Raw genomic sequence first — 11,837 nt, 5'->3', positions numbered from 1 at the left:
TTACACTGGCCCTCTGTGAGTAAACGTTTATAATCGGCGCCATGAGTATGATAAGGTGAAAAGGTTACCTGAAACTGAGTGGGTGGCTGATACTTTATTGTTTTTTATACTTTTTCAGGATAGATACGACGGGCGAGTACGTTATGAATGAGCAGGTGATTTTTATTGGGGCGTCTGGTTTCGTGGGTACGCGTCTGATCGAAACAGCGAAATCGGATTTCAGTATCTGTAACTTTGACAAACAGCAGAGTCATTTTTATCCCGAACTGACAACGATCGGTGATGTACGCGATCAGGCTGCTCTGGATGCGGCACTGGCGGGTAAAACCATGGTCGTGTTGCTGGCCGCTGAGCACCGGGATGATGTCAGCCCCACGTCGCTTTACTATGACGTTAACGTACAGGGGACAAGGAACGTTTTACAGGCAATGGACAAAAACGGCGTGAAAAACATTGTCTTTACCAGCTCTGTTGCCGTGTACGGGCTGAACAAGAAAAATCCCGATGAAAATCACCCAATCGACCCCTTTAACCACTATGGCAAGAGTAAATGGCAGGCCGAAGAGGTGCTGCGTGAGTGGCATCAGCAGGGACCGGAAGAACGTTCGCTGACCATTATTCGCCCAACGGTTATCTTTGGTGAGCGTAATCGCGGCAATGTGTATAACCTGCTTAAGCAGATAGCTGGTGGCAAGTTTGCCATGGTAGGCGCAGGGAACAACTATAAGTCGATGGCCTATGTTGGCAATATTATTGAATTTATAAAGTTCCGGTTGGTTAATCCAGAAAAGGGCTATCAGGTATACAACTATATTGATAAACCTGATTTGAATATGAACCAGCTGGTCTCTGAGGTAGAGAAAAGCCTGGATAAGAAAATACCCTCGGTACATCTGCCTTATGCACTTGGAATGCTGGGTGGGTACTGTTTTGATGTGCTAAGTAAAATTACGGGTAAAAAGTATGCAATTAGCTCGGTGCGCGTGAAGAAGTTCTGTGCAACGACGCAGTATGATGCTACCAGGGCCCACAGCTCAGGCTTTAAGGCGCCTTACAGTCTGTCTGAAGGCCTGGATCGTACACTGCAGTACGAATTCGTTGATGCGAAGAAGGACGATATTACTTTCGTCTCGGAATAATTACGTGAGAATCATCCTGGCTGGATAAATTGAATCATATTCAGCCAGGCGGCGTTTTTTTATCGGCGATTGATAGTTTTTTCCGAAATATCTTAGCAAATTGTGATCCGCGTCGTTTTAAGGTGGTGAGATGATCAAGGAATCCTTTGTGTGCTGCTGGTTACGAAGAACTAGTGCTGGCTTAGCCGCGATAAGAGGTTATAATTCACCAACCATTATAGAGGTGGGACTGAAACATGAGTAATTTGAAAGCGGTCATTCCGGTAGCTGGACTGGGGATGCATATGCTACCCGCGACCAAGGCGATTCCAAAAGAGATGCTGCCTATCGTGGATAAGCCCATGATTCAGTACATTGTCGATGAGATTGTCGCTGCCGGTATCAAAGATATCGTTCTGGTTACCCACTCTTCCAAGAACGCGGTCGAAAATCACTTCGATACCTCCTATGAGCTGGAGTCGCTGCTGGAACAGCGTGTTAAGCGCCAGCTGTTGGCTGAGGTGCAGAACATCTGTCCGCCGGGCGTCACCATTATGAACGTACGCCAGGCAGAGCCGCTGGGGCTGGGCCACTCCATTCTTTGCGCCCGCCCGGCCGTGGGCGATAACCCCTTTGTGGTGGTGCTGCCGGATATCGTGCTGGACGACGCCAGCGCCGATCCGCTGCGCTACAACCTGGCCGCCATGGTGGCCCGCTTTCAGGAGTATGGCCGTAGCCAGGTCCTGGCTAAACGGATGTCGAATGGCGATTTGGCGCAATATTCGGTGATCACAACCGTTCAGCCGCTGGAAAATGAAGCCGATCTCAGCCGCATCGTCGAGTTTATCGAAAAACCCGACGAGCCCCAGACCCTGAACTCTGACCTGATGGCCGTTGGCCGTTACGTGCTTTCCGCCGATATCTGGGCCGAACTGGAGCGCACCGAAGCGGGCGCCTGGGGCCGTATCCAATTGACCGACGCCATCGCCGCGCTGAATAAAAAGCAGCCGGTAGAGGCGATGCTGATGACGGGCGACAGCTACGACTGCGGTAAGAAGATGGGCTACATGCAGGCGTTTGTGCAGTATGGGCTGCGCAACAATAAAGAAGGCCGGAAGTTCCGTGAAGGCATTGAGAAGTTACTGGCCGAATAATCGTTACCGCGTGCGGTGGCAGTGATGGCCCAATAACGGCAGTCTCAGGCGCTGGTTAACCACCGGCCCGGACTGCCGTTTTTACTTTGTAAAATAAGAAAATTTTCTGATCAAAACATTCTGGACCTGAGCCGTTTTCGCTGACAGGATGTGTTGATCAGAGAGTTTTATCGCAGTTTGCCTGGTGGGTTATGTGCTACTGGTGAACTGCTGAAAATCAGAGAGCATTGCTGCCGTTTTGCACAATGCCACGGCAGGTATGTGCCGTCAGTGTACTGGTAGCTGTGGAGCCAGGGGCGGTAGCGTGTTATTTTTGTAAAAATAACACATTAAATGATATTTCGCAGTGACTGTTATTCTACGGATAATTACCTCACTGTTTTATATATTCCCATTATTTAATACGTTCTGAGTCAAGAGAGAATAATTGTGAAGATTCTTGTCACCGGTGGTGCAGGCTTTATTGGATCTGCTGTCGTCCGGCATATTATCAAAGACACCCAGGATGAAGTGATTAACGTTGATAAACTGACCTACGCAGGTAACCTGGAATCTTTGGTTGATGTGAGCGATAGCGACCGCTATGTGTTTGAACATGCTGACATCTGCGATAAAGCCGCAATGGACCGTATCTTCATACTGCATCAGCCAGATGCCGTAATGCATCTGGCCGCCGAGAGTCATGTCGATCGATCGATCTCTGGTCCGGCTGATTTTATTGAAACCAATATCGTTGGGACCTACACCCTTCTGGAGGCCGCCCGGGCTTACTGGTCATCGCTGGACGAGGAGCGCAAAGCTGTCTTCCGTTTCCATCATATTTCCACCGATGAAGTGTATGGCGACCTTCCGCATCCGGATGAGTGGCAAGGGGAGGATGCGCTGCCGCTGTTTACCGAAACGACCGCTTATGCGCCCAGCAGCCCCTATTCAGCATCTAAAGCATCCAGCGATCATCTGGTTCGGGCGTGGCTGCGCACCTACGGGCTGCCGACTATTGTCACTAACTGCTCGAACAACTATGGCCCATACCACTTTCCGGAGAAGCTGATTCCGCTGGTGATTCTTAATGCGCTGGATGGCAAACCGTTACCGATCTACGGCAAAGGCGATCAGATTCGCGACTGGTTGTATGTAGAAGACCATGCCTGCGCATTGTACACCGTGGTTACCAAAGGGCAGATCGGCGAGACCTATAATATCGGCGGCCATAACGAGAAGAAAAATATCGAGGTAGTCCAGACTATTTGTGACCTACTTGATGAGATTGTACCGAAAGAAGCCTCTTATCGTGCACAGATAACCTATGTCACTGACAGGCCAGGTCATGATCGCCGTTATGCGATTGACGCCGATAAGATTGGTAAGGCGCTGGGCTGGAAGCCGCAGGAAACCTTTGAAAGCGGCATCCGTAAGACTGTGCAGTGGTACCTGACGAATCAGCCGTGGGTCGAAAATATTAAAAGCGGCGCCTACCAGAACTGGATTGCCCAGAACTACGAGGGACGCTAATGAATATCTTACTGTTTGGTAAAACCGGGCAGGTGGGTTGGGAGTTGCAGCGTGCCCTGGCTCCCCTCGGAAACGTTATTGCGCTGGATCTTCACTCTAAAGATTACTGTGGTGATTTTAGTCAACCGGAGGGCGTGGCGGAAACGGTTCGCAAAATAAAGCCTGATGTGATTGTCAATGCCGCAGCCCATACTGCGGTGGATAAAGCTGAAAGCGAGCGGGGATTGGCTGAGTTACTTAATGCTACCAGCGTGGAGGCGATTGCCAAAGAAGCAGCGGCTATTAATGCCTGGCTGGTTCATTACTCCACTGACTATGTATTCCCGGGAGATGGCGAGCAGCCATGGCTGGAGAGTGACGCAACTTCACCGCTAAATGTCTATGGCGAGACGAAGCTGGCTGGTGAGGCGGCTATACAGAAGTATTGTTCTAATCATCTGATATTCCGCACCAGCTGGGTATATGCCGGCAAAGGGAATAATTTCGCTAAAACGATGCTGCGACTGGCGAAAGAGCGCAAGGAACTCGCTGTGATTAACGATCAGTTTGGCGCTCCTACTGGTGCGGAACTGCTGGCTGACTGTACGGCACATGCGATCCGCACCGCGTTAGTAAAACCAGAAGTCACCGGGTTATACCATCTGGTGGCCTCAGGAACTACAACCTGGTATGACTATGCGGCTCTGGTGTTCGCTGAAGCCAGAACAGCTGGGATCGAACTGGCGATTGAAAAGTTAAATCCTGTTCCCACCAGCGCCTACCCGACGCCAGCCCGTCGTCCGCATAATTCTCGGCTGAATACGCAAAGTTTCCAGGAAACTTTTGAGCTTGTGTTACCGGACTGGCAGTTGGGCGTTAAACGCATGCTGGCAGAGATTTTTAGCGTCACGCCGATTGTTTAAAAGTTAAGGATATTAACCAGAATGGCTACACGTAAAGGTATTATTCTTGCCGGAGGATCCGGTACTCGTCTTTATCCTGTTACTATGGCAGTAAGTAAGCAGTTGCTGCCTATCTATGATAAACCAATGATTTACTATCCGCTCAGTACGCTAATGCTGGCTGGGATTCGCGACATTTTGATCATCAGTACTCCGCAGGATACGCCACGATTCGAACAACTACTTGGTAATGGCAGCCAGTGGGGTATTAACCTGCAGTACAAAGTACAGGAAAGTCCTGATGGCTTGGCGCAGGCATTTATTATCGGTGAGGATTTTATCGGGCAGGATAGCTGTGCGCTGGTGCTGGGTGACAACATCTTCTATGGCCACGATTTGCCGAAGCAGCTTGAGCAGGCAGTAAATCAAGAATCTGGCGCAACGGTATTTGCCTACCATGTTAACGATCCTGAACGTTATGGCGTAGTTGAGTTTGATGCCGACGGTAAAGCGATTTCTCTGGAAGAGAAACCGTTACAACCAAAGAGTAACTATGCGGTTACCGGGCTCTATTTCTACGATAATAGTGTAGTAGAAATGGCTAAAAGCCTGAAACTATCAGCACGTGGTGAGCTGGAAATTACCGATATTAACCGCCTTTATCTGGAACAAGGTAATCTTTCCGTTGCCATGATGGGGCGTGGTTATGCTTGGCTAGATACTGGTACGCATCAGAGTTTGATTGAAGCCAGTAATTTTATTCAGACTATTGAAGAGCGACAAGGATTAAAAGTTTCCTGCCCGGAAGAAATTGCATACCGTAAAGGATTTATTGATGCTGATCAGGTTAAAATCTTGGCCGAGCCATTGAAAAAGAATGTTTATGGTCAGTATCTGTTAAAAATGGTTAAAGGCTTTTAATAATGAATGTGATTAAAACAGAAATTCCTGACGTATTTATCTTCGAGCCGAAAGTTTTTGGCGATGAGCGTGGCTTTTTCATGGAGAGCTTCAATCAGAAGATATTTGAAGAGGCGGTAGGCCGTAAAGTCGAGTTTGTACAGGATAATCATTCTAAGTCGACGAAAGGTGTGCTCCGGGGATTACATTATCAGCTCGAGCCTTATGCCCAGGGAAAGCTGGTACGATGCGTGGTGGGGGAGGTTTTTGATGTTGCTGTCGATATTCGCAAATCTTCACCAACGTTTGGTAAATGGGTGGGAGTATATCTTTCAGCTGAAAATAAACGGCAGCTATGGATTCCTGAAGGGTTTGCTCATGGTTTTTTGACGTTAAGTCAATCCGCTGAATTTTTGTATAAAACGAATAGTTATTACTCACCTGATCATGAGCAGAGTATTTTTTGGAAGGATCCTGAGCTTGCTATACAATGGCCAAATTGTAAAGAGAGCTATATGGTTTCAGAAAAAGATAAAACTGCATCACCATTCTCGAATATTAAAGGTTTTCTTAATAAATGAGTCTGATTAAGAATAGTGGGCTGAATATTGGAGGGTATATAATACCTACTCTTATAGCGATTCCCGCATTGGGTTTTTTATCCAGAAGTTTAGGTAGTGAGCAATTTGGTATCTTTACGTTAGCGATGGCGATTGTTGGTTATGCCAGCATATTTGATGTGGGTATGACTCGCTCTGTGATACGGGAAATATCAATTTACAGAGATAATGAGCAGGAAAAAAATAAAATAATAAGTACAGCCCTTATAGTTGTAATGATTTTGGGATGTATTGGTTCATTGGTAATGTCGTGTAGTGCATCTTTTATTTCCGAATTTTTAAAGATAAGCGTTGATTTAAAATCTTCGGTTGTTTCATCTCTAAAGATATTATCACTAGCTATACCAATATTTCTTGTAAATCAGGTATTACTTGCTTTTTTAGAGGGGGAGGAAAAATTTCTCAATATAAACATTCAAAAGTTGATTAGTAGTTCTTTCTTGGCCGGATTACCTGCATTATTAGTTTTCATATTCAATCACTCATTGAGTTATGCAATTAGTGGCCTTCTTTTAGGAAGAGTTTTGGCTCTTTTTGTAAATGTGCTATTTAGCTTATCGTTACTGCGGAAAATAGGTTTAAGATTCTATAAAGAAAATTTCATTAGGTTGGTTAAATTCGGTGGCTGGATTACAGTTAGTAATATCATCAGTCCGCTAATGAGTTATTTTGATCGTTTTATTGTGTCTAACTTACAAGGTGCACATTTGGTTGCGTTTTATAGCGCACCCTCAGAAGGGGTTACCAGACTATCTATTATACCGGGCGCATTGTCAAGAGCTATTTTCCCCAAGCTAAGTTATGCTAAAAATTATTCCGATAGGCAAAGACAAATAAATTTAGGCTATAAGTTATTGTTGGGCGTATGTATTCCTATAGTCATCGTAGGGATTGTTTTTTCTCAACAGATTTTAACCATATGGCTTGGAAAAGAATATGCGGGAATATCTTCAGATATTTTTCAAGTTTTGTTAATCGGATTTCTATTTAATTCTGTTGCCCAGATTCCATTTGCAACTATACAAGCTCTTGGGAAAGCAAAAGTTACAGCATGCCTCCATCTTGCTGAAGTCACTCCTTATCTATTACTATTGTATATCCTCATTGCACAGTTTGGTATTTTAGGTGCTGCCTATGCTTGGACTGCAAGAATGTTCTGTGATATGACTCTGCTTCAGATAATTTCCAGAAGAATTATGAAAAAAGATACTAGGCATTAATGGATATGGAAATTTCTTTTTTTATTTATAGTTGGTAGTTTATATGATAAAAAACAACCAAAGGCAGTTAACGTTTTTTTTCTTTTTCTCTTGTTGGTTATTGTTATCTGTTACGGCTGGGTTCAGAACGCCTGGATTCGATCGTGATTCAATAATTTATATTGAGATGATGAATCGTTCTATTGATCAATTATGGCTTCAGGAACCAACTTTCATTGCTATTGTATTGATTAATAGGTTTCTTTTTGATGGTGATTATGAAACTTTTTTCCTGGCATATGCTCTTATCGGGATTGGGATTAAAATAATTGCCATCAGACGATTGCCTGCTTATCAATTTATAGCATTTATTGTATATGTGGCACTTTATTTTGCATTGCATGATCTGACCCAGATAAGGGTAGGCGTTGCATCTGGATTTTTTTTACTGTCATTAACATACATACCTGTATCAAGAAAGAAGGCATTTTTATTACAGTGCATGGCTGCTTTGTTTCACTATAGTGCGATATTAGGGTTTTGTACTTTGTTGTTTTCTGCGAAAAAAATAAATAAGTTTTTTTTTGGTAGTGTTGTTATCCTTTCTATTGCGATCTCGAAATTTTTGACGCAAGATTTTTTATTGTCAATAATAAATCATTTACCCGATTTTTTATCATTAAAATTGACTTCTTACATCATTGGCTTGAATTCTACAGGATTATTTGAAACATTTAATCAGTATAATTTTTATCATTTGGGACAGGCTGTTCTTTTTTTTATTTTGCTGTTTAAGATAAAAGAAAGGAATAATGATACAACCTCAGCACTAATGATAATATGCACTAAAGTCATCGCCGTTGCCATTGTTAGTTATTATATCCTTGCACCTGTTCCTATTTTTGCTGGAAGGATATCAGAGTTTTTTGGGATTGCCATGATCATATTTATCCCTATGGTTATTTCCTTGTTAAGACCTCAATGGTTAAGTGCAGGTGTTTTACTGATTTTTGTTCTCATTCAAGGTATTCGTCTGACAATAACTATATTGACAACGTAATTGGTATAAGAGGTGGATGTAATGGATGCTGACCTCCATAAGATAAAAGTAGATGTCGTATTAGCTTGTTATAATGGTGAAAAGTTCATAGCGGAACAGATTGATTCAATATTAAACCAATCGCATAAAAATATTTCCTTAATTATAACTGATGATGGTTCGAGTGATAAAACCAGTAATATAATTGAATTATACCAACAAACAGATAATCGAGTGATTGTCATAAGTAAGGAAAGAGCTGGAGGTGTCATTCAGAACTTTGAAAGAGGATTAAGTGCCAGTAGTTCTGATTATATTATGCTCAGCGATCAAGATGATATCTGGCATACGGATAAAATAAAAATTTGTCTGGAGAAGGCCGTAAAAGAGGAATGCGGCAAGGAAAACGGACCTTTGCTTATCTATAGTGATCTATGTCTGGTAAACGAAAGGTTAGATGTCATCTCTACTAGTTTTTATCAATATTCTGGGCTAAATCCCGAGCGAAATCTACATATTGAAAATTTAAGTTGGATGGGGTCTGTTATGGGATGTACCATATTAATGAATCGTGCAGCCCTCAATTTGGTATTACCTTTTCGTTACCCCCTTGTTATGCATGATCACTGGCTAGCCTTTAAAACTCTCGAATCTGGAAGGATATTTTATCTTGATAAGCCATTAGTCTACTATAGACAACATTCTGAGAATGTATCTGGTGGGCTTGGTGGTAACAAAAATATATTTAAACGAATGTTGGATGTGAATCGTTATAGACAAATGACAAAGCGAGTTGATGCTGTTAGGTCTATGAATAATGTTGATAGTTTTACAAAGAAAATGTTTTTTTTGAAAACCATAATTAAATCTATACCAAGGTGTGAAACAATTAAATATCCAGTGTTATTTTTGCTCTTATTCATGTTCAGCAAAAGAAAATTTTAATAAGGTATTATAGATGAAAACTATCATTACTTTTGGTACTTTTGATGTATTTCATGTTGGTCACGTTAACATATTAGAAAGAGCCCGCAACCTGGGTAATAAGTTAATTGTTGGGGTGTCATCTGATAAGCTTAATTATAGTAAAAAAAATAGATATCCTATTTACTCACAAGATGATCGAATTCGTATTGTATCATCCTTAAGATTCGTCGATGAAGTTTTTTTGGAAGAGTCTCTGGATCTTAAGGATTTATATATTCGAGAATATAATGCCGACACCCTTGTTATGGGTAATGACTGGGTGGGAAGATTTGATTGGGTCAAGGAAAAAACTGGATGTGAGGTTATCTATTTGGAACGTACTCCGGCTATTTCTACTACAGAAGTAATAGAAATTGTGAGGAAAATATGATAGGAATCTCTGATGATTAGTATTATTATTACGATTTACAATCGTGAGAAAACAATTAAAGCAGCCCTATTGAGCTGCCTGGAACAAAATAGTAATGATTATGAGATTATTTTGGTCGATGACGGCTCTACAGATAAATCTGTAGATGTTATCTCCTCTTATATAGATAATAAGAAGATTTTTTATCTTCATCAGGAAAATCGTGGAGCTGCGGCTGCTAAAAATAAAGGAGCAGAAATTGCTCGTGGTGAGTATATACTGTTTCTGGATAGTGACGATGCTCTCTTCGATCAGAATGTTATTTCTGACATATCAGATATTATTTATACAAAAGATGTTGATTTTCTTTGCTATAGTAATATTATGATAGAAAAAGATAACAATAGATTTATCCAAAGAGAAAAAATAAAATCAGGTGATATAAAAAAACATTTGTTCGAATCACCACTTAACTATGCAGGAAAACCGCCGTATGTTTTTAAAAAGAGTTTTTTCATAAATGCCGGTGGTTTTGATGAAGCATCAAAATGGGGAGATGCTTTAATATTTTGGCGTCGTTTTTTTTTACTGAGGCCTAAAGTATTTATCAAAGATAGTATAGGCTATCTATATAATCAGGATGGTATCGATAGCATTAGTCGAAATAGGTCAGAGGGGTTTTATCTTAATGCACTTGACGTCATGTCTAGATGTTATAAAGAAAATTATGATGTTATATATGGCATAAGCGCTGAGAAAAAATGGCAATTTATTTTTATATTATATGCGTTTAAGTCAAAAAATAAACCAATAATCAAAGCGTATATTAAAACGTTCCTCTCTGGTCGGTGGTATCATATACCTTCAGCTTTGTTATATATCATAAGGACAAAGGTAATTAAATGAATTTTCTATCTTATGCTTTTTTTGTCCTTAGAGATACATTTCTATCTCTTGTTTCATGTTTTATTCCAATGAATAGATATAGGATTATATTTAACTCAACGAGGAATGTTAATTATAATTTTAATTCAAAGTATCTTTATGAATTTATCCGTAATAAAAAAGATAGTCCCTTTGAATGTTTTTTTGTTATGAATGACAGGGATAAAGCGGAAGAGCTCCGCAGTAATGATAACGTAAATGTGATTTCTTCTAGAACTTTTTATGGACAATTTGTTATTTTAACTTCAAAGATATGGGTGTGTTCAACTCTTGAAGCTCCCTCCGATACTCTCTTTAAACGGCCAGGAAGAGTGGTTTACCATTTAGGGCATGGTATCCCATTAAAAAAAATTGGCATGGCCGAGAATAATATCTCTTTTTTAAGAAAAGTAAATAGACTGTTACGCATCAGGAATTTTACCCATGTGACTTGTTATTCTGAGTATTTTGAAGAGGTTCTTTTTAACGCATTTAATAAAAACAATAAAATTGAGTATATGCCTCTTGGACAGCCAAGAAATGATAGTGTTTTTTCGAATGAAGATAACTCTTCATTATCTGGCTTTATAGGTAGCATATGTGAAAATGAAATTGATAGCTCTATAAAGATATTATACTGTCCAACATGGAGAGGCTATGCAACAACGAAATTTTTCCCTTTCGGTGACTTTGACTTAAGAAAACTAGAAGAACATTTAGAACGTAATAATATATTTATATTTCTTCGTGAACATCCATATTATAAATTTGATCTTCCTGTCGGTATATATGAATTAAAGCGGGTCATCAAATTTGACTCTACAGTTATTTCTGATATTACTCCTTTTTTACCGTTGTTTGATAAGTTAATAACTGATTATTCAAGTGTATTTATTGACTATTTTTTAATGAAAAGATCAGTAGTATTTATACCATATGACATTGAATTATATATAGAGAAGGTCGGTTTTTCTAAAAATTATAATGAAATTGCACTTGGAACTCATGTGCATACTTTCTATGATTTATTGAATGCTTTAACTGATTGTCATGTCTATGACTACACGAATATTTCCGGGAAACTGAATCTAAAATCAGAAAGGAATTGTATCGAGCATTATGAGAAATTGTTGAAGCTTGTGTCTTTATAGAAT

The 11,837-nt window shown here is 40.8% G+C and carries 12 protein-coding genes; all 12 read left to right on the top strand.

The features are described 5' to 3' along the window. Positions 1-143 precede the first annotated feature (143 nt). The 12 genes from FEM41_RS21510 to FEM41_RS21455 all read left to right on the top strand — a co-directional run bounded on the left by FEM41_RS21510 (position 144) and on the right by FEM41_RS21455 (position 11,834). The gene (locus tag FEM41_RS21510; RefSeq protein ID WP_138098279.1) at positions 144-1,139 is read left to right on the top strand and encodes an NAD-dependent epimerase/dehydratase family protein; all 996 of its coding nucleotides are present in this window, start codon (positions 144-146) and stop codon (positions 1,137-1,139) included. Between the two features lie 236 nt (positions 1,140-1,375). Further along, positions 1,376-2,272, top strand: a complete 897-nt coding sequence (gene galF, locus FEM41_RS21505; protein ID WP_138098277.1) for a UTP--glucose-1-phosphate uridylyltransferase GalF — start codon at positions 1,376-1,378, stop codon at positions 2,270-2,272. Positions 2,273-2,701: 429 nt separating this feature from the next. Beyond that, positions 2,702-3,784 (top strand): dTDP-glucose 4,6-dehydratase, encoded by a 1,083-nt coding sequence (gene rfbB / locus FEM41_RS21500; protein WP_138098275.1) that lies wholly within the window; start codon positions 2,702-2,704, stop codon positions 3,782-3,784. Next, the gene (rfbD, locus tag FEM41_RS21495) at positions 3,784-4,686 is read left to right on the top strand and encodes a dTDP-4-dehydrorhamnose reductase (protein WP_138098273.1); all 903 of its coding nucleotides are present in this window, start codon (positions 3,784-3,786) and stop codon (positions 4,684-4,686) included. Before rfbB ends, rfbD begins: the two co-directional genes overlap by 1 nt. A 21-nt stretch (positions 4,687-4,707) precedes the next feature. Next, the gene (rfbA, locus tag FEM41_RS21490; RefSeq protein WP_138098271.1) at positions 4,708-5,586 is read left to right on the top strand and encodes a glucose-1-phosphate thymidylyltransferase RfbA; all 879 of its coding nucleotides are present in this window, start codon (positions 4,708-4,710) and stop codon (positions 5,584-5,586) included. A gap of 2 nt (positions 5,587-5,588) precedes the next feature. Then, complete coding sequence (gene rfbC, locus FEM41_RS21485; RefSeq protein WP_138098269.1) at positions 5,589-6,146, top strand: dTDP-4-dehydrorhamnose 3,5-epimerase; 558 nt, start codon at positions 5,589-5,591, stop codon at positions 6,144-6,146. Further along, the gene (locus FEM41_RS21480; protein ID WP_138098267.1) at positions 6,143-7,405 is read left to right on the top strand and encodes a flippase; all 1,263 of its coding nucleotides are present in this window, start codon (positions 6,143-6,145) and stop codon (positions 7,403-7,405) included. Before rfbC ends, FEM41_RS21480 begins: the two co-directional genes overlap by 4 nt. Positions 7,406-7,448: 43 nt before the next feature. Continuing rightward, on the top strand, positions 7,449-8,444 hold the full coding sequence (locus FEM41_RS21475; RefSeq protein WP_138098265.1) for an EpsG family protein: 996 nt from the start codon (positions 7,449-7,451) through the stop codon (positions 8,442-8,444). A 21-nt stretch (positions 8,445-8,465) separates the two neighbouring features. Further along, complete coding sequence (locus FEM41_RS21470) at positions 8,466-9,368, top strand: glycosyltransferase family 2 protein (protein WP_138098263.1); 903 nt, start codon at positions 8,466-8,468, stop codon at positions 9,366-9,368. Between the two features lie 13 nt (positions 9,369-9,381). Then, a complete protein-coding gene (locus FEM41_RS21465; protein WP_138098261.1) occupies positions 9,382-9,780 on the top strand; it encodes an FAD synthase family protein in 399 nt (132 codons plus the stop codon). 12 nt (positions 9,781-9,792) lie between these two features. Beyond that, complete coding sequence (locus FEM41_RS21460; RefSeq protein ID WP_138098259.1) at positions 9,793-10,665, top strand: glycosyltransferase; 873 nt, start codon at positions 9,793-9,795, stop codon at positions 10,663-10,665. Continuing rightward, complete coding sequence (locus FEM41_RS21455) at positions 10,662-11,834, top strand: CDP-glycerol glycerophosphotransferase family protein (RefSeq protein ID WP_138098257.1); 1,173 nt, start codon at positions 10,662-10,664, stop codon at positions 11,832-11,834. The genes FEM41_RS21460 and FEM41_RS21455 overlap by 4 nt, the downstream gene beginning before the upstream one ends. The last annotated feature ends 3 nt before the right edge of the window (positions 11,835-11,837 follow it).

It is taken from the genome of Jejubacter calystegiae, assembly GCF_005671395.1.
Taxonomy (GTDB): Bacteria; Pseudomonadota; Gammaproteobacteria; order Enterobacterales; family Enterobacteriaceae; genus Jejubacter; species Jejubacter calystegiae.
This window is presented reverse-complemented; position numbering and strand designations above follow the sequence as displayed.

Excerpts from the sequence above, each read along its gene's own strand:
- FEM41_RS21510 (WP_138098279.1), top strand. The coding sequence starts at position 144 with ATGAATGAGCAGGTGATTTTTATTGGGGCGTCTGGTTTCGTGGGTACG.
- galF (WP_138098277.1), top strand. The coding sequence starts at position 1,376 with ATGAGTAATTTGAAAGCGGTCATTCCGGTAGCTGGACTGGGGATGCAT.
- rfbD (WP_138098273.1), top strand. The coding sequence starts at position 3,784 with ATGAATATCTTACTGTTTGGTAAAACCGGGCAGGTGGGTTGGGAGTTG.
- rfbA (WP_138098271.1), top strand. The coding sequence starts at position 4,708 with ATGGCTACACGTAAAGGTATTATTCTTGCCGGAGGATCCGGTACTCGT.
- rfbC (WP_138098269.1), top strand. The coding sequence starts at position 5,589 with ATGAATGTGATTAAAACAGAAATTCCTGACGTATTTATCTTCGAGCCG.
- FEM41_RS21480 (WP_138098267.1), top strand. The coding sequence starts at position 6,143 with ATGAGTCTGATTAAGAATAGTGGGCTGAATATTGGAGGGTATATAATA.
- FEM41_RS21475 (WP_138098265.1), top strand. The coding sequence starts at position 7,449 with ATGATAAAAAACAACCAAAGGCAGTTAACGTTTTTTTTCTTTTTCTCT.
- FEM41_RS21470 (WP_138098263.1), top strand. The coding sequence starts at position 8,466 with ATGGATGCTGACCTCCATAAGATAAAAGTAGATGTCGTATTAGCTTGT.
- FEM41_RS21465 (WP_138098261.1), top strand. The coding sequence starts at position 9,382 with ATGAAAACTATCATTACTTTTGGTACTTTTGATGTATTTCATGTTGGT.
- FEM41_RS21460 (WP_138098259.1), top strand. The coding sequence starts at position 9,793 with ATGATTAGTATTATTATTACGATTTACAATCGTGAGAAAACAATTAAA.
- FEM41_RS21455 (WP_138098257.1), top strand. The coding sequence starts at position 10,662 with ATGAATTTTCTATCTTATGCTTTTTTTGTCCTTAGAGATACATTTCTA.